Genomic DNA, 18,250 nt, shown 5'->3' with positions numbered 1-18,250 from the left:
GTAGTGCAGCAGCCCCTCTCCCGCCTGCGGGAGAGGGGTTGGGGTGAGGGCGCTCTTGAAGCACGTAGAGCAAGCCCCATTCACCGCAAATGACTTTCGTGTAACAACCCCTGCGGCATAGTGTCCGCATGCTTGATGACCTACAGCGACCGCCCCCTCCGGCGCTGGCAGATGACGACGCACTGTTTCTCGACGTAGATGGCACCCTGCTCGCCTTTGCCGACCATCCGGACAAGGTAGCGCCCGACCCGTCCCTGCTCGCGCTGCTGGCCAGCGTGCAGCAACGTCTGGGTGGCGCGCTGGCGCTGCTCAGTGGCCGCCCCGTCAGCCAACTGCAGGCGATGTTCGCGCCATTGCGCCTGCCCATGGCTGGCCTGCACGGCGCGCAACTACTCACTTCCAACGACGCAGAACTCACCCAGGCAGACACCGCAGCCTGGCTGCACGCACTACACCAGCGCGCGATGCAACTGGCACACGCCCATCCCGGCGTCATGATCGAAAACAAGGGCCAAGCGCTGGCCCTGCACTGGCGCAATGCGCCGGATGCTGGAGAGGCTGTCATTGCATTCGCAAACGCACAACTACCCCAACTGCATGATGTGCGCCTGCAACCAGGCAACCACGTGATCGAGTTCGTCGGCAGCGGTCATGACAAGGGCCGCGCCCTGCAGCACCTGATGCATTCCCCGCCTTTCCAGGGCCGGCGCCCGGTTTTCATCGGCGACGATCTCACCGACGAACACGGCTTCCAGGCCGCTCAGCAACTCAAAGGCATTGGCGTACTTGTCGGCCAACGCAGCGACAGCCTGGCCGCTGCAACGCTGCCCGACATCACCGCCGTACACGCTTGGCTGCGCGCAGCCATCACCTGACCCACCCGGAGGCAACAGCGACGCCAGCGGCGCTCGCGCAACAAGGAGAATGCAATGCAAGACGCCACCCTCGATCTTGGCGTAGTTGGCAACGGCAGTTTTGGTGCACTGATAGACAAGCACGCGCGTGTGGTCTGGAGCTGCCTGCCCAGCTTCGATGGCGACCCGGCCTTCTGCGCCCTGCTCAACCCCAATCAGCACCCCGGCGGTGACTTCGGCATAGAGTTGGAGGACTTCCTCGACAGCGAGCAGTCCTATCTCACCAATACCGCCATCCTGCGCACCGTGCTGCGCGACACGCATGGCGGCGCGGTGGAAGTCATCGACTTCGCCCCGCGCTGGCGCCAGAACGAACGCTTCTACCGCCCGCTCAGCCTGATCCGCCAGGTCACGCCACTGTCCGGCAATCCACGCATCACCGTGCGTGCGCGGCCGCTCGCCGATTGGGGTGCGCGGCAACCGGAGACCACCTGGGGCAGCAACCACATCCGCTGGTTGTTGCCGGATCTGGTGCTGCGTCTGACCACCGATGTACCGGTGCGCTTCGTCCGCGATGCCCTGCCCTTCGTACTGAATCATCGGGTGCACCTGGTGCTCGGCGTGGACGAGTCACTCAATCGCTCGCTCAGCGGCTATGTGCAGGAAACCATGCAGCGCACCCGCGATTACTGGCGCGAATGGGTACGTTACCTGTCGGTTCCGCTGGAATGGCAGGACGCGGTGATCCGCAGCGCCATCACCTTGAAGCTATGCCAATACGAGGACAGCGGCGCGATCATCGCGGCCATGACCACCTCCATCCCGGAAGCCCCCGGCAGCAGCCGCAACTGGGACTACCGCTATTGCTGGCTGCGTGATGCTGCCTTTGTGGTGCGCGCGCTCAACCGGCTCGGCGCCACCCGCACCATGGAGCAGTTCCTCGGCTACATCTTCAACCTGGCCACCACCGATGGCAGCCTGCAGCCGCTGTACGGCATCGGCTTCGAGGCCAAGCTCGATGAGGAAGAAGTGGCATCCCTGTCCGGCTACCGCAACATGGGGCCGGTGCGCCGCGGCAACCTTGCCTGGGTACAGCGCCAGCACGATGTCTACGGCAGCGTGGTGCTTGCCTCCACCCAGCTGTTCTTCGACCAGCGCCTGCAGGACCCGGGCGATGCGCATACCTTTGCGCGCCTCGAGCCGCTCGGCGAACAGGCGTTCGCACTGCATGACGTACCCGATGCCGGCCTGTGGGAGTTCCGTGGCCGCACCGAAGTGCACACCTATACCAGCGCGATGTGCTGGGCAGCATGCGACCGCCTGTCCAAGATCGCCACCCGCCTGAAACTCGAAGGCCGCGCCATCTATTGGCGTGAGCGCGCCAACCAGATCCACACGCGGATCATGCATGAATCCTGGAGCGAACCGCTTGGCCATTTCACCGATACCTTCGGCGGCCATCGGCTTGACGCCTCCTTGCTGTTGCTGGCCGATATCGGCTTCATCGATGCCAAGGATGCGCGTTTCATCGCCACAGTCGAAGCCATCGGCCGCGATCTCAAACATGGCAATTCGCTCTACCGCTATATCGCCCCGGATGACTTCGGCGAACCGGAAACCAGCTTCACCATCTGCACGTTCTGGTACATCGATGCATTGGCCGCGATCGGCCGCATGGATGAAGCGCGGGAGATGTTCGAGATCCTCCTGCAGCAGCGCAACCATCTGGGACTGCTGTCCGAAGACCTCGCCTTCGATGGCCAAGCCTGGGGCAACTTCCCGCAGACCTATTCGCATGTGGGTCTGGTAACCGCAGCCATGCGCCTGTCGCGCAGCTGGCAGGAGGCTTCGTGAGCCGACTGGTTGTCGTCTCCAACCGGGTGGCGTTACCGGGCGAAAACCGCGCCGGCGGGCTGGCTACCGGCCTGCTGGCGGCGCTGAGCGAGCGCGGTGGGTTGTGGTTCGGCTGGAGCGGGCGCAGCGTCAACGTTGACAGCGGAGCCTTGCACGAAGCGCAGGAAGGGCCGATCCGCTACCTGACGATGGACCTGTCCAAGAACGATCTGGACAGCTACTACAACGGATTTTCCAACCGTGCACTGTGGCCGCTGCTGCACTTCCGCCTGGATCTGGTGGATTACGACCGGCGCAAGCGCGAGGGCTACTGGAAGGTCAACAGATTGTTCGCCGATACGCTGGCACCGCTGCTGCGCGAGGACGACACGGTCTGGATCCACGACTATCACCTGATCCCGTTGGCCGCCCTGCTGCGTGAGCGCGGCGTGGGCTGCCGGATCGGCTTCTTCCTGCATGTACCGGTGCCCTCGGCCGACCTGCTGCAGGCGCTGCCTGACCACCGCTCACTGTTCTCGGCACTGTATTCGTACGATCTGCTTGGCTTCCAGACCCGCCGTGACGCGGATCGCTTCCAGTCGTACGTGCGCCTGTTTGGAGGCGGCCAGCTGATCGACAGCGAGTGGATCCTGGCGCCAAATGGACGCCGTGTGCGCACCTCGGCTTTCCCGATCGGCATCGACACCGAGCACATCGCCCGCCAAGCCCGCAGCGCGGCAAGCAACAAGCCTGTGCGTGACCTGCGGCAAAGCCTGCAACACCGCAAGCTGGCTATCGGCGTGGACCGGCTGGATTACTCCAAGGGCCTGCCGGAGCGCTTCCATGGCTTTGAGCGTTACCTGCAGCGGTATCCGCGCGAAAAAGGCGACATGACCTTCCTGCAGATAGCGCCGGTATCGCGCGGCAGCGTCAACGAGTACCGCAAGCTGCGCGGCGAGCTGGAGCGACTGGCCGGGCACATCAACGGCGGTCATGCCGAGGCCGATTGGACGCCGCTGCGCTACGTCAACCAAAACTACGCGCACAGCACGCTGACCGGGTTCTACCGGCAGGCGGCGGTGGGCTTGGTAACGCCCCTGCGCGATGGCATGAATCTGGTGGCCAAGGAGTACATCGCCGCGCAGGACCCTGAAAACCCGGGTGTGCTGGTGCTGTCACTGCTGGCCGGTGCTGCGGATGAATTGAAGCAGGCGCTGCTGGTCAATCCGCACGATCTGGATGGTGTTGCCGATGCGATTGCGACAGCGGCGAACATGCATCGCAGCGAGCGCATAGAGCGTTGGCGGGCGATGATGGAGCACCTGCGTGCGCATGATATCCATCGTTGGCGACGGGATTATCTGTTGGCGTTGGAGGGGCTTCAGGGCTGAGGAGGAGGCAAGAGCTTGCCCTCACCCCACCCCCTCTCCCGCAGGCGGGAGAGGGGCCAGGATCGCGTCCGCTGTACGTGCATTAGCCCCTCTCCCGTTTACGGGAGAGGGGGTGGGGTGAGGGCAAGCTTCTAGCGCGCAGACCCCTGTTCAAACCCACTCAATCCAAAAACCGCGCACGCTGCTCCGCCGTCGGCAGAAAGCAGCTCTCATGCCGCCCAAACCAGCGATACCGGTTCCGCGCCAACCAGCGGTACGCCGGATCGCGCACGGCAGCCGGCAACACCCGCGCAAGCCCAGCCAAGCGCCAAACCCCGCCCAATCCGGTCACCACCCGCAGAATCGCGTCGGTGTCGGTATACGCCACACCATCGGCGACCAACAGGAACGACAAAGGATCGTCCGGATCCAACCCATGTGTGGCCAACAAAGCACGCCCTTGCCCGCCCTGCATCGCCGCGAACCGGTAGCGACCGGCCCGGTCGAACCGCAGCAGGAAGCGCACCCAGCGGCTGCACAGCGCGCAGACACCATCAAACACGATCACCGCCGGCTCAGCCATGCGCGTCCTCCGGCAGCAACCAGCCTTCGTAGCGGATCAGCCGCCCGATCAGCGGCATCGACACATCCACCAGGAACTCATAGCGCCCGGCCTGCTCACGCTCGCGGCAGTGCACCTGCGCGAACCAGCGCCTCGGCAACGGCAACACACCGAAGGCCCAGACACGCTCGGCCCGCCACAGGATCTGGCCAGCCTCTTGGTGCAACCCGAAGCGAAAGCGCACCGCGCCAAGCTGCTCGAACAGCTGTCCATCACGCTGCCACAAACGCGACGCCATGCGCGCGGGGCCGAATTGGCGGTTCCAGCGCTCTCCACTGGCATCAACCAGGAACTCCACCGTCACCGGCACGCTGGAAGTCGGCGGCAACCGCGCCAGCCTGGCGCAGGGCGCTACCAGCCAATGCGAACCGCGCAACACTTCACCCTGCCCACTCCAGCGCTGCCGTTGTGGAATCGAGTGCAGTGCACGCACCTGCGGCGCCAACTGTTCGAATGCAGCGCCCAAGACCTGCGCGAACAGCGGCAGGCTCAAGGCTCCATCCATACCAGGGTGGCGATACGGCCACTACGACGGTCACGGCGGTGCGAGAACCAGCGCTGCGGATCAGCCATGGTGCACAGGTCGCCGCCATGGATAGCGGCTGACTGCATGCCTGCGGCCACCAGCCGCTGTCGCGCCAGCCCGGGCAGGTCCACCAGCCAGTGATTGGGCCGGGTGGCGACGAAATGACTCTCAGCGGCGCTGGAATGCGCCAGGAAGGCCTCGCGCACGTCCACACTGACCTCGTAAAGGGCGGGACCGGCCGCAGGGCCTATCCACGCTACCAGCGCCTCAGCGGGCGTGTGCATGGCGGCCAGTGTGTTTTCCAGCATGCCGCGCGCCAAGCCGCCCCAGCCCGCATGGGCGGCCGCCACTTCACTGCCATCGCGGGCAGCGAACACCACCGGCAGACAGTCCGCGGTAAGGATGGCCAGCACCACGCCGGGCACCGAGGTCACCGAGGCATCAGCGGTTGGCTCGGCGTCCAGCCCCTGCGCCTGCGGTGGTGCGTCGAAACGCAGGGCCACGCTGCTGTGCACCTGGCGCAGCCAGTGCGCAGCCGAAGGCAGCTTGGCCAACTGCTGCAGTTCGTCGCGGTTGCGCTGCACCTGGGCCGGTTCGTCGCCATCGGCGGCGGTCCGGTTACCCAGGTTGAAGCGGTCAAACGGGGGCTGCGAGCCGCCGGCGCCATGGCGCATCGTGGTGAAAGCCCGCACCCTCGGGGGCGCGGGCCAGTCAGCCAGCCACAGCGGGCTCGCCTCGGCCATTACCAGCGGCCCCGCTCGCGCTCGGCGAAGGCCTTGGAGTCCTCGCGCAGCGCCTTCATCAGCGCCAGCAGATCGGCAGGCACCGGTGCGGTGTTGCTGATCGTCTCGCCGGTGATCGGGTGCTGGAACTCCAGCGTCTCGGCGTGCAGGGCCTGGCGCTTGAAGCCGCGCAGTGCCGCGACCAGCTCGTCGGTGGCGCCCTTGGGCAGCTTCAGCGAACCGCCGTACAGCGGATCACCAACGATGGCGTGCTTCAGGTGCGCCATGTGCACACGGATCTGGTGGGTACGGCCGGTTTCCAGGCGGCATTCCAGCGCGGTATGTGCGCGGAAGCGCTCGCGCAGGCGGTAATGGGTCACCGCCTCCTTACCGTCCTCGCGCACACCCATCTTCAGGCGGTCGCGCGCGTGGCGGTCGATCGGAGCGTCAGCGGTACCGCCGGAGACCAGCGCACCGACCACTACCGCCAGGTACTGGCGGTGTACTTCGCGCGCGGACAGCTGCTCGACCAGCGCGGTCTGCGCCTGCACGGTACGGGCCACCACCATGACGCCGCTGGTGTCCTTGTCGAGGCGGTGGACCACACCTGCGCGCGGCACCTTGGCGATCTCAGGGTCACGGAACAGCAGCGCATTGAGCAGGGTGCCGCTCGGGTTGCCGGCGCCCGGGTGGACCACCAGCCCGGCCGGCTTGTCGATCACGAACACGTGCTCGTCCTCGTACAGGACCGACAGCGGGATGTCCTCCGGCAGGGCGTGGACTTCGACCTCCAGCACCGCATTCAGGGTGGCGATTTCGCCGCCGCGGACCGGATCACGCGGGCGGACGGGCTCGCCATCGAGCAGAACTGCGCCGGTTTTGATCCACTCGGTCAGGCGCGAACGGGAGAATTCGGGGAACAATTCGGCCAGGACCGCATCGAAGCGACGACCGGCGGCGGAATCGGGAACCTGCGCGTGGCGCGGGCTGGAAGAGGTGTTCTCGGACATGGGTAAAGACCGGCTGTAGACGAAATTATGGGGTCCTGACGACAACAGTCAGTCGCAGGACAGGCCACTAGGCTATCATCGCCCCTTCGTATTCCTGCCGCGTCCTGCCCTGAACCCATGATCCGACGCTCTTCGCTGCTGTCCGCGCCCGTCCGCCTCACCGCCCTGCTGCTGGTTTTGGTCTTCGTCGCCACTGGTTGCCATCGCGGCGCCAAGAAGGATGCCGATGAAGGCGCGCCGGTCGAACAACTGTTCGAAAAGAGCCACAAGCTGATGGAGGGCGGCAACTGGTCTGGCGCCGAAACCAGCTTCAAGCGCTTGATTGCACAGTACCCCTACGGTCCGTACACCGAGCAGGCGATGATCGAAAGCGCCTATGCCCAGTACAAGGCCGGCAAGAACGATGACGCCGTGTCGAGCATCGACCGCTTCATCCGCACCTACCCGACCCACCGCAATATCGCGTACCTGTACTACCTGCGCGGTCTTGCCAACGGCAACCGCGATACGGTTTTCCTGCGCCGCGTATGGTCGCTGGATCCGAGCCGTCGCGACCTGTCGACCCCGCGCCAGGCCTATGCCGATTTCAACATCGTCACCGAGCGCTACCCGAACAGCCGTTACGCCGCCGATGCGCGCCAGCGTATGGTCGAACTGCGCGACGTGTTCGCCCAGCATGAGCTGGACGATGCCCTGTACTACGCCCGCCGCGGCGCCTGGGTATCCGTGGTTGGCCGCGCCAATTACCTGCTGGAGACCTACCCGCAGAGCGCCTTCCAGTACGACGCAGTCGCGCTGCTGGGCGAGGCCTACACCAACCTGGGCAACAAGACCCTGGCCGACGACGCCCGCCGCGTGCTGCAGCTGAACCAGCCGGAGCACCCGTGGCTGGCTGGCAACTGGCCGAAGTACCCGTGGATGATCCGCAAGCTGAACCCGTTCGCGGGTGAGCGCTCGGTGGCCACCGGCCAGAGCAATGCCACGATGAACCGCGGCAAGTAAGCTGCGTCGGTAGTGGTATCAGAAAGGGGCCCCAGGGCCCCTTTCGTGTTTCTGGGGTTCGGCAGCGGGGAGTTGGGGGCTTGGGCTTGGGCTGTGGCATTCCCTTCTCCCGCTTGCGGGGGAAGGTGCCCGAAGGGCGGATGGGGGGAGCCTTGTGCTTTGTGCTTTGTGCCTTGTGCTTTGTGCCTTGTGCTTTGTGTTTTGTGCTTTGGGCTTTGGCTCTGGAGCTTCGGCAACCGCTGTCTCAGTTCACAACCCCGGCTCCGTCCCGCCCTCACCCCAACCCCCGCTCCGCGCCCCGGCCCCTGCGCTGGCGCAAGGTCGTTCAAGGAGCAGCGAACCAGTGGTTCGCAAGCTGCTCCTCTCACCCCGCTTGCGGGAGAGGGGCTCGCAGACCGCGCGCACTGGCAGTGCGCCAAAACAAAAAGCGGCCCCGTCTCCAGGGCCGCTCCACATCACTCGAACAACCTCAAACTCAGAAGCTCTGCGTATACCGCATGTACAACTGCCGACCATAGCCGTTGTACAGATAGTTGTTGAAGTTGGTCGGTGAGTACGCCACGTCGTACACCGGCGCCTTGTTGGTCAGGTTGCGCACGCCCATCGAGATGCTCGCCTTCCACGGGGTGTTGTAGGCGAATTGCAGGTCATGGGTGATGTAGGCCCCACCGCAACGCTTCACATAGCCCTCGGACTTCAACTCCGAGCAGCTGTAATCGCCCTGGTAGTAGTCCACGTAATAGCCCGGCTCGTAGCCGATCATGTTCATGGTCCAGGCCACACTCCAATCACCCCGCTCCCAGCGTGTATTGAGGTTGGCACGCCATTCCGGATAGCCACTGGTGCCCACGTACTCGTCCGAGCCGTAGCGGCTGTCGACCTTGTAGCTGTGGGTCCAGGAACCCTGCAGCGACGACGTCAGCTTGCCCCAGTTGTCGAAGTCGAACTGGGTACGGATGTTGAGGTCCACACCATCGGTCTTGACCAGGCCTTCATTGCCGTAGCCGGCATATACCGACTGAATCGAACCGTCGGTATTGCGTACCACCGACAGATTGTCCGGCAGGAACTGGCCCAGCTCGGTGCGGTTGATCACCGTCTGCGCGGAATACCACTTGATCTGGTTCTCGATCTTGGTATTCCAGTAGTCCACGGTGATGTTGGCCCAGGAGAACGGGTCATACACAACGCCGAAGCTGAACTGCTTGGAGGTCTCAGCCTTCAGATCCGGATTGGCGACATGGTAGCCGTTGATCTGGATCGAGCTGGAAGCAGCCAAGCCATAAGCCAGCGCGGTGGCTTCATCGGTCACCGTGTCAGCTGAGAACGCAGTCTGCTGGTTCAGCGCCTGCAAGGTGGGCGCGCGGAAGCCTTCACCGTAGGAGGTACGGAAGGTCAGGTTCTGCAACGGCTGGTAGCGCAGCGACAGCTTGGGCGAGGTTGCGTCGCCGAAGTCGGAGTAATGGTCGTAACGCAGCGCCACGTCCGCCGAGAAGTTGTTGAAGATCGGCAGACTCCACTCGGCATAGGCCGAGCTCAGCGTGCGATCACCCCAGGCCGAGTTGCCCGAGGAACCACCGACGTTGCCGGCGGCAGACTGCTGGTCGTAGATGTCCGAGTAATCGTGCTTGCTGTACTCGCCGCCGACCGCCAATGCCGACACGCCACCAGGCAACTCGAACAGATCGGTGGTCAGCTGCGCATTGAACTCCTGCTGCTTGTAATAGGTATTGCGATTGATGGTGGTTGCGATGGCATCAAGCACGGCAGCCGAATTGGAGTACGGGTCAAATACGTTGTACTCGCCGGATTCGAAGTACTTCTCCGCCACCGGGATGTTGACGTAGTTGTAGCCGGTGATGGTTGCGCGCGACTCATTGCTGCGAACCCCGAAATCGACTGCAGTGCTGTCGGTCAACTGGCCATGCAGGCTGAGGTTGACGTCGTGGCTGTTCTCGTCGGTATAGGTAAAGCGATTACCCAAGGCAGCGAACCGGTGCTTGATGTAAGCATCCTGCCCGGTGGTGTTGTTCGGGCTGTCGGCGCTGACGAAGATGCTCTCTGGCACCGGCGCGTAGACGCTGTCGCTGTTCTTGCGGTTGACGTAGATATCGGCATTGACGGTCCAGATGTCGTCGATGCTGTACTCGCTGCGCAGGAACAGGTTCTTGTTCTTGATGCTCGCCGTATCAGCCATGTCGCCGACATAGTTGTACAGGCAACTGGTACGGCCCGAGCTGCTGGTGCTCTCGTAGAAATTGGTGCCCGAGCAGCCGCCCGGCACCACCGAACTATTGTTGGTGTACAGGTTGGAGCCGGGAATGGTGCTGCCATCGGCGGCCGTCAGCACATTGAGGTAGTTGTTGGAATACGAGGAACCAGCCACCGTATCGGACCACGGGTAGTCGCGCACGAAGCTGATCTTCTGGTTGGTGTAGGAGATACCGCCCATCACCGAGCCGCGCTCACCTGCGGCGCCAAACAGCACCGAGCCTTCCGACGCGTCGCCGCCGTACTTGTTGTCGGTGATGCCGGCACTGACCTGGAACCCTTCGTAGTTCTTGCGGGTAATCACGTTGACCACGCCCCCAATGGCATCGGCCCCGTAGATGGCCGAAGCACCATCGGTCAGTACTTCGATGCGCTCCACTGCCGCCGCCGGAATCGAACTCAGGTCCTGCCCTTCTCCGGTCAATGGCGATACCGCTGCACGGCGACCATCAATCAGGATCAAGGTGCGACCTTCACCCAGCCCGCGCAGGCTCAGGCCGGCGAACGACTGCGCCGAACTGCCCGAGCTCGGCACGAACGAGCCAAAGGAGTTGAAGCTTGAGCTCTGCAGGATGTCGGCAACGGTTGCCTTGCCACTCACCTCGATGTCTTCGCGACCGATCACGGTAATCGGCAAAGCACCTTCAACGTCTGCGCGCTTGATGCGCGAGCCGGTGATTTCGATGCGGTCCAGGTTGGTTGCGCTGCTGCTCGAGGTCTCCTGCGCCAGCGCTGTGCCGCTGATCGACAGGCCAATGGCAACAACCAAGGTGCCCCGGCGCAGACCGGAGTTCATCAATTTCTCTTTCATTTCGCGTGTTCCAGATGAAGAAGGACACGTCCTGATCGCTCAGAACCGTTACTGAGCCGATGCATTGAAGAACATCAATCGCATTGGCCTGACGGAAAATTAACGATCCAATTTCGCCGCTGTTTTTCGCTGCGTGGCAGCGAAGCACCCTGTTTTTGTCAGTGCGTGTCAGCAAGCACAAGGCCCGTCATCGATGCGACTTGCGCTACGCAGGAGCCTTCTATCAGCCGCGCCCATGCGCATAAAAAATGCCACTGACGGAGCAGTGGCAAGGAGAGAGAGATGAACCGGTGTTTTCTTGTGAGCACATCCTGCGCCCTCAACATGTAGGGAATTTGTCTAAAACCCGCTTTTTCTTGTGCGGTGATAGCCAAATTGCCATGACGCGGTTGTCATCCGACTTGCAACGACACACGCTGCCACATTTGTTGTGATCCGCAGCAACCCGGATGCCTGCTGTACCCATCGCGCCACCATTTCCGAACAAACAGAAGGGGCCTTCCGGCCCCTTCTGTTTACATCCGTGCAAGCTGTGAAGACGTCAGCCGCGGTAACCGTTGGTAATGGGATAGCGGCGTTCGCGACCGAATGCGCGCCGCGATACCTTCGGACCTGGCGCAGCCTGGTGGCGCTTCCACTCGCTGATGCGCACCAGCTTCAGCACCCGATCCACTACTTCCGGCGCATAGCCGGCGCTCACTATGTCTTCGCGCGACTGCTCCTGGTCGATGAAGCGATACAGGATGCCATCCAGAACATCGTAAGCCGGCAGCGAATCCTGGTCGGTCTGGTTGTCGCGCAGTTCTGCCGAAGGCGCGCGCGCGATGACCGCCGGCGGAATCACCGGCGCGCCCCCCACCGTATTGCGCCACTTGGACAGGCCATAGACTTCCGTCTTGTACAGGTCCTTCAGCGGCGCATAACCACCGCACATATCGCCATAGATGGTCGCGTAACCCACCGCGTACTCGCTCTTGTTGCCGGTCGTGAGCACCAGCCCGCCGAACTTGTTGCTCAACGCCATCAGAATCACGCCACGGCTACGCGACTGCAGATTCTCTTCGGTGACATCGGCCGCTTGCCCTTCGAACATGGCTGACAACGACTGCATCAAGCCCTGGAACGCCGGCTCGATCGGCACCGTCTCCAGCTTCACGCCCAGCGCCCGGCACTGCTCAACCGCCAGGTCATTGGACAGATCCGCGGTGTAGCGCGACGGCATGCTGACCGCGGTGACGTTATCGGCGCCGAGCGCGTCGACCGCCATGGCCAACACCAAGGCCGAGTCGATACCACCGGACAAGCCCAGCCACACCTTGCTGAAACCGTTCTTGCCGCAATAATCCTGGATGCCACGGGTGACCGCGCGCCAGGCCAGCGCATCCATGCTTTCATCGCCGTCATCGATCCAGCGCAGCGGCATGAAGCTGCGCGCTGCAGCGTTGTATTCGACCAGCAGCATTTCTTCGGTGAAGGCCACAGCGGCCGGATGCACGGTGCCGTCGCCATCGGCCACGACCGAGGCGCCATCAAACACCACCGCATCCTGACCGCCGACGGTGTTGACGTAGGCGATGGCCGCACCGGTCTGGCGGCTGCGCTCGGCCAGCAGCGCATCGCGCTGGGCATGCTTGCCGCGTTCGTACGGCGAGGCATTGGGTACCAGCACCAGCTCGGCACCGGCCTTGACGGTGGCGGCCAGCGGTTCGGGGAACCACAGGTCTTCGCAGATCACCAGGCCAACCCGAATGCCGTTGACCTCGAACACGCAGTTGCCGCCATCCGGGTCCACGTCGAAGTAGCGGCGCTCGTCGAACACTGCGTAATTGGGTAACTCGCGCTTGCGGTAAGTGGCGGCAACGCTGCCATCGCGCAACACGCTGGCAGCGTTGTAGACCACCGCACCGGCGCTCTGCGGCCAACCGACCACGGCGACGATGCCCTGCACCTCGGCGGCTACCCGCGCCAATGCCTGTTCACAGCTGCGCAGGAAGCCTGGGCGCATCAGCAGGTCTTCGGGCGGGTAGCCGCTGATGGCCAGTTCCGGGAACAGCACCACATCGGCACCGTACTCGTCACGCGCCTCTTGCATCAGCTCGATGATGCGGCTCGCGTTGCCGTCCACGTCCCCGACCGGGAAATCGAATTGGGCCAGTGCGATGCGTAGCGATTCGGACATATCAACAACCTTCTGCTTGGCCCCGCACCCTGCGGGGGCTTGGTGTTACCGATGCCGCACGCAGGATGCTTTCGCAGACCGCGGCGGTATGGCTCAGGGCTTCATTATTCCAGAAGCGCAGCACGCGGTAGCCGTTGCGTTGCAGGAAGGCATCCCGGCGCAGGTCATTGGGGTCGGATGCATGCTGGCCACCGTCCAGTTCGATGACCAGTTTCTGCTCCAGGCAGACGAAATCCACGACATAGGGCCCGATGGGGTGTTGCCGCCGGAACTTGAAGCCGAGCAGATGGCGACCTCTGAGGAAGTACCAGATGCGCTGCTCGGCATCGGTCATGCGCCGGCGCAGGGCTCGGGCGCTGTTGGTTTTGCTGCCTTTGCGCATGGGCGCCTCCTTGTGAGGAGACGATTGCTTGGCGGGGGTGGGGTTTGGAATCAGGGGAAACTGGTGAACTTTTTGGGAATAGCTCCTTGCAGGGGGCGTGAGGAGCAGAAGCAAGAGCAAAAGCTTGCCCTCACCCCTACCCCTCTCCCGCAGGCGGGAGAGGGGACAGCAACAGCAACAGCATCGATGCCAAAGCAAAGCCACAGCCAAAGCCAAAGCCAAAAGCCAAGGCCAAAGCCAAAGCCAAAGCCAAAAGCCTTGCACCGGCCACGGCTTAGCCAAAGCTACTTCGGCAGCCTCAAATCGCAGCCGCAATCAGAGCCGAATCCAAAGCAACAATCAGAAGCCAACACCCAGGGCTCCTACTAGCTCTGCTCTGGCTCTGGCTTTTTGGGCTCTGGTTTTTCGGCTTCGGCTTCGGCTTTGGCTTTGGCTTTGGCTTTGGCTTTGGCTTCGGCTTTGGCTTTGGCTTTGGCTTTGGCTTTGGCTTCGGCTTCGGCTTCGGCTTTGGCTTTGGCTTTGGCTTTGGCCTTGCCGTGGCTTTGCTTTCCCCTCTCCCGCCTGCGGGAGAGGGGTAGGGGTGAGGGCAAGCTCTTCCGTTTTGGTTTTGGTTTTGGCCTTCCTCAGCCCCCCCCAATTAACCAACCCCAAAAACAAGAAAGGCCACCCGAAGGTGGCCTTTCTCAAATCACTGAAGCGCAGTCTTACTTGACCAGCTTCGCGATGGCAGCGCCCAGGTCGCCCGGCGAACGGACGGTGACAACGCCAGCAGCTTCCATCGCCGCGAACTTGCCCTCAGCCGTGCCCTTGCCGCCCGATGCGATTGCACCGGCGTGGCCCATGCGCTTGCCGGCCGGAGCCGATGCACCAGCGATGAAGCCGACAACCGGCTTCTTCACGAACTGCTTGATGTACTCGGCACCGGCTTCCTCAGCGTCGCCGCCGATTTCGCCAACCATGATGATGCCTTCGGTCTGCGGGTCTTCGTTGAACAGCTTCAGGCAGTCAACGAAGTTCAGGCCGTTGATCGGGTCGCCACCGATACCGATGCAGGTCGACTGGCCCAGGCCCACTTCCGTGGTCTGCTTGACCGCTTCATAGGTCAGGGTGCCCGAACGCGACACGATGCCGATCTTGCCCGGCATGTGGATGTGGCCCGGCATGATGCCGATCTTGCACTCGCCCGGGGTGATCACGCCGGGGCAGTTCGGCCCGATCAGCACGGTGTCCGGATGCGAACGGGTCAGCACGTTCTTGACGCGCAGCATGTCCAGCACCGGGATGCCTTCGGTGATGCAGACGATGACCTGGATGCCGGCAGCAGCCGCTTCCAGGATCGCGTCAGCCGCGTACGGCGGCGGCACGTAGATGACCGACGCATTGGCGCCGGTGCTCTGCACGGCATCGGCCACGGTGTTGAACACCGGCAGGTCGATGTGGGTGGTGCCGCCCTTGCCCGGGGTCACGCCGCCGACAACCTGGGTGCCGTACTCGATCATCTGAGTGGCGTGGAAGGTGCCCTGCTGGCCGGTAAAGCCCTGCACGATCACCTTGGTGTTCTTGTTGATCAAAACTGACATTGGATTTCCTTCGGTGTCGGATCAGGCGGCGTTCTTGACAGCTTCAACGATCTTCTTGGCGCCATCGTTGATGTTGTCAGCCGGGATGATGGCCATGCCGCTGTCACGCAGCAGCTGCTTGCCTTCTTCCACGTTGGTGCCTTCCAGGCGCACCACGACCGGAACCTTGACGCCCACTTCCTTCACGGCAGCGATGATGCCTTCGGCAATCATGTCGCAACGGACGATGCCGCCGAAGATGTTGACGAAGATGCCTTCGACCTTGTCCGAGGACAGGATCAGCTTGAAGGCTTCAATGACGCGCTGCTTGTTGGCGCCGCCGCCCACGTCCAGGAAGTTCGCCGGCTCGCCGCCGTTGAGCTTGATGACGTCCATGGTGGCCATGGCCAGGCCTGCGCCGTTGACCATGCAGCCGATGTTGCCGTCCATGGTGACGTAGTTGATGTCCAGCTCCGAAGCGATCACTTCGGTCGGATCTTCCTGGGTCTTGTCGCGCATGGCGACCAGCGCCTTCTGACGGAACGCGGCGTTGTCGTCGCTGTCGAACTTGCCGTCCAGCGCGTACAGGTTGCCGTCGTCCAGGATGGCCAGCGGGTTGATTTCAACCAGCGCCAGGTCCTTTTCGTTGAACAGGCGGTACAGGTTCACCATGATGTTGGCGAACTGGCCAGCCTGCTTGGCGGTCAGGCCCAGCTTGAAGCCGAAATCACGGCCGTGGTAACCCTGCACGCCTTCAACGAAGTCGACGTTGAGCGAGTGGATCAGCTCCGGGGTCTCAGCAGCAACCTGCTCGATCTCCACGCCGCCTTCCGAAGAAGCGATGTAGGTGATGGTCTTGGTGCCACGGTCAACCAGCACCGACAGGTACAGCTCCTTGACGATCTCACCGGCGGTGGTCACCAGCACCAGGTTGACCGGCAGCTCGACGCCTGCGGTCTGGTAGGTGGCCATCTTGGTGCCGAGCATCTTGGCCGCAGCGGCCTTGACGTCATCGGTGGTCTTGCAGAACTTGACGCCGCCAGCCTTGCCGCGGCCGCCAGCGTGGATCTGAGCCTTGACCATCCAGGGGCCCTGGCCCAGCGACTGGGCAGCAGCTACAGCCTCGTCCGGGGTCGCAGCGACCTTGCCGGCCGGGACCGGGATGCCGTATTCGGCAAGCAGTTGTTTTGACTGGTACTCGTGGAAATTCATGCGTCACCGTGGGAATAGGAACGACCGCACGCATCTCCTCGGGCCCCGGCTTGGGGCGCCGGCAGGGACCGCGGCGGGCCCACTATTGTGGCCGAGCCAGCGCCGGGGCGCAAAGAAGTCTGTACAAATGGCCAAGGCCGGCATGATTTTTGGCGGTTTTTCAGCAACTTGTCTCTGAATAGGGAGCAGGCCGCGCCTGTCGTGCAGCAGCCCCTGCGCACCTATACTTGGCGCGTTACGCTTGGATAGGAGTTCCGGCTTGGCCCCCAGCACCTCGCTCATCGACCGCATCGAATCGATACCGCGTCGCGAGCTGTATTTCTTCGCCCTGTACCGGGTGCTGATCGCCACCTTGCTGGCTGCGCTGGTCTTCAGCCCGCTTACGCCGTTCGCGGGCGAGGCGCACCAGCTGCCATTGGCCGAAGCCGTCACCATCCTTTATCTGCTGGTATCGCTGGCGCTGCTGACCTGGGGCCGCAACGAACGCTGGTTGCAGCCCATCGTGTTCGGCAGCCTGCTGGTAGACATCACCGCAGCCACGCTGCTGAGCCATGCCCTGCCCGGTGCCAGTGCCGGCATCTCGATGTCGCTGCTGTTCAACATCGCAGCGGCCGCATTGCTGCTGCCGCTGTCGCGGGCGATGCTGCTGGCCGCGCTGGCCGCAGCCGCCAGCGTCACCGAGTACGTGTGGCAGGCGTTCGAAGGCAGCGACAACCTGCGCACGCTGGCCGAGCTGGCGATGTTCGTCACCAGCTACCTCGCGCTGGCGTTCATCAGTTACCAGATCGGCAGCCGCACCCGCCGCACCCAGCAGCTGGCCGATCAGCGCGGTGCCGAAGTAGCCAACCTGTTCGAAGTCAACGAACTGATCATCCGCCGCATGCGCACCGGCGTGCTGGTGGTGGACACCAACGGCCAGATCACTTTGGCCAATGAAGCCGCCACCGCCCTGCTTGGCGACATGGAAGGCGCGCTGGCCACCGAGCGGGTTGCCTTGGCGGTCGCATCGCCAGAGCTGGCGCGACGCCTGCAGCGCTGGCGCAATGGCTGGCACGAAGACGAACAACCGCTGCAACTGGCGCCGGAAGAGGCCGAAGTGCTGCCCCGCTTCGCCCGCCTGCTGGCCGACAGCGACATGTCGCTGATCTTCCTGGACGACACCACGGTGGTCTCGCGCCGGGCCGAATCGCTGACCTTGTCGACGCTCGGACGGTTCTCGGCCAGCCTGGCCCATGAGATCCGCAACCCGCTGGCGGCGATCAATTACGCCACCCAACTGCTGGAAGAGTCCGAAGACATCGGCGAGGCCGACCGCCGCCTGCTGCAGATCATTCATCAGCAATGCCACCGCACCAACGGCATCGTCGAGAGCGTGCTCGCCCTGGCCCGACGCGAACGGGCCAACCCGGAGAACCTGGATCTGGCGGCCTTCGTCCGCCGCTTCGTGATCGAGTACCGGCAGACCTTGTCGCTGGAGAATGACAGCCTGGAAGCAGTGATCCGGGAGCCGTCCGTCGTGGCCATGATGGACCCGCGCCACCTGCACCAGGTGCTGACGGCATTGGTCCACAACGCCCTCAAATATGGGCGCATCGCCGACGAACCAGCACGCATCCGCATCCGTGTTGCCTCCGGCGAGCGCAATGCCGTCATCGACGTGATGGACCGTGGCCCGGGCATTCCCGATGCCATCGCCACCCAGCTGTTCCGGCCGTTCTACACCACCTCCGAGCATGGCACCGGGCTAGGGCTGTATATCGCCCGCGAGCTTTGCCGGGCCAACCAGGCCCAGCTGGACTACGTGTCCATTCCCGCTGGCGGTGCCTGCTTCCGGCTGACATTGAGCATCCCGAAAGCCGCATTCGACCGCAGCGGGCGCCAATGACTCAATCTTCGA

At 63.4% G+C, this 18,250-nt stretch carries 15 protein-coding genes; 5 read left to right on the top strand and 10 right to left on the bottom strand.

The annotated features are described in order from the left end of the window. Positions 1-128: 128 nt before the first annotated feature. From otsB to otsA, 3 genes are read left to right on the top strand one after another with little or no spacing between them, the layout of a single operon-like run. Positions 129-875, top strand: a complete 747-nt coding sequence (gene otsB, locus ACVOLV_RS09795; RefSeq protein ID WP_481554216.1) for a trehalose-phosphatase — start codon at positions 129-131, stop codon at positions 873-875. A 54-nt stretch (positions 876-929) separates the two neighbouring features. Next, entirely contained in the window at positions 930-2,708 is a 1,779-nt protein-coding gene (locus ACVOLV_RS09790; protein ID WP_481554215.1) for a glycoside hydrolase family 15 protein, read from the top strand. Next, a complete protein-coding gene (otsA, locus tag ACVOLV_RS09785) occupies positions 2,705-4,078 on the top strand; it encodes an alpha,alpha-trehalose-phosphate synthase (UDP-forming) (RefSeq protein ID WP_481554214.1) in 1,374 nt (457 codons plus the stop codon). The genes ACVOLV_RS09790 and otsA overlap by 4 nt, the downstream gene beginning before the upstream one ends. A 160-nt stretch (positions 4,079-4,238) precedes the next feature. On the opposite strand, the gene ACVOLV_RS09780 is transcribed toward otsA, so the two are convergent. The 4 genes from ACVOLV_RS09780 to rluD are packed head-to-tail and all read right to left on the bottom strand — an operon-like array spanning position 4,239 to position 6,937. Then, entirely contained in the window at positions 4,239-4,640 is a 402-nt protein-coding gene (locus ACVOLV_RS09780; protein WP_481554213.1) for a thiol-disulfide oxidoreductase DCC family protein, read from the bottom strand. Further along, entirely contained in the window at positions 4,633-5,166 is a 534-nt protein-coding gene (locus tag ACVOLV_RS09775; protein ID WP_481554227.1) for a DUF4166 domain-containing protein, read from the bottom strand. Before ACVOLV_RS09775 ends, ACVOLV_RS09780 begins: the two co-directional genes overlap by 8 nt. A gap of 2 nt (positions 5,167-5,168) precedes the next feature. Next, positions 5,169-5,948, bottom strand: coding sequence for a peptidoglycan editing factor PgeF (gene pgeF, locus ACVOLV_RS09770; protein WP_481554212.1), 780 nt, complete (start codon positions 5,946-5,948; stop codon positions 5,169-5,171). After that, positions 5,948-6,937: a 23S rRNA pseudouridine(1911/1915/1917) synthase RluD gene (gene rluD / locus ACVOLV_RS09765; protein ID WP_303747208.1), complete on the bottom strand. Its 990-nt coding sequence runs from the start codon at positions 6,935-6,937 to the stop codon at positions 5,948-5,950. The genes pgeF and rluD overlap by 1 nt, the downstream gene beginning before the upstream one ends. 117 nt (positions 6,938-7,054) lie before the next feature. On the opposite strand from rluD, the gene ACVOLV_RS09760 reads away from it, so the two are divergent. Further along, entirely contained in the window at positions 7,055-7,939 is an 885-nt protein-coding gene (locus ACVOLV_RS09760; protein ID WP_296252643.1) for an outer membrane protein assembly factor BamD, read from the top strand. 475 nt (positions 7,940-8,414) lie between these two features. Here ACVOLV_RS09760 and ACVOLV_RS09755 read toward each other — a convergent pair whose 3' ends face one another. The 6 genes from ACVOLV_RS09755 to sucC form a co-directional block, all read right to left on the bottom strand. Next, positions 8,415-11,021, bottom strand: a complete 2,607-nt coding sequence (locus tag ACVOLV_RS09755; protein WP_481554211.1) for a TonB-dependent receptor plug domain-containing protein — start codon at positions 11,019-11,021, stop codon at positions 8,415-8,417. A gap of 541 nt (positions 11,022-11,562) precedes the next feature. After that, the gene (locus tag ACVOLV_RS09750) at positions 11,563-13,200 is read right to left on the bottom strand and encodes an NAD+ synthase (protein ID WP_481554210.1); all 1,638 of its coding nucleotides are present in this window, start codon (positions 13,198-13,200) and stop codon (positions 11,563-11,565) included. 1 nt (position 13,201) lies between these two features. Next, positions 13,202-13,582, bottom strand: coding sequence for an endonuclease domain-containing protein (locus ACVOLV_RS09745; protein WP_481554209.1), 381 nt, complete (start codon positions 13,580-13,582; stop codon positions 13,202-13,204). Between the two features lie 365 nt (positions 13,583-13,947). Next, positions 13,948-14,172 (bottom strand): hypothetical protein, encoded by a 225-nt coding sequence (locus ACVOLV_RS09740; protein WP_481554208.1) that lies wholly within the window; start codon positions 14,170-14,172, stop codon positions 13,948-13,950. Between the two features lie 114 nt (positions 14,173-14,286). Next, on the bottom strand, positions 14,287-15,162 hold the full coding sequence (gene sucD / locus ACVOLV_RS09735; protein WP_481554207.1) for a succinate--CoA ligase subunit alpha: 876 nt from the start codon (positions 15,160-15,162) through the stop codon (positions 14,287-14,289). A 21-nt stretch (positions 15,163-15,183) separates the two neighbouring features. Further along, positions 15,184-16,353 (bottom strand): ADP-forming succinate--CoA ligase subunit beta, encoded by a 1,170-nt coding sequence (gene sucC / locus ACVOLV_RS09730; RefSeq protein ID WP_346499776.1) that lies wholly within the window; start codon positions 16,351-16,353, stop codon positions 15,184-15,186. Between the two features lie 259 nt (positions 16,354-16,612). On the opposite strand from sucC, the gene ACVOLV_RS09725 reads away from it, so the two are divergent. Further along, positions 16,613-18,238, top strand: a complete 1,626-nt coding sequence (locus ACVOLV_RS09725; protein ID WP_481554206.1) for a sensor histidine kinase — start codon at positions 16,613-16,615, stop codon at positions 18,236-18,238. Positions 18,239-18,250: the final 12 nt, after the last annotated feature.

The sequence above is a fragment of the Stenotrophomonas sp. STEN023 genome, assembly GCF_056760135.1.
This window is presented reverse-complemented; position numbering and strand designations above follow the sequence as displayed.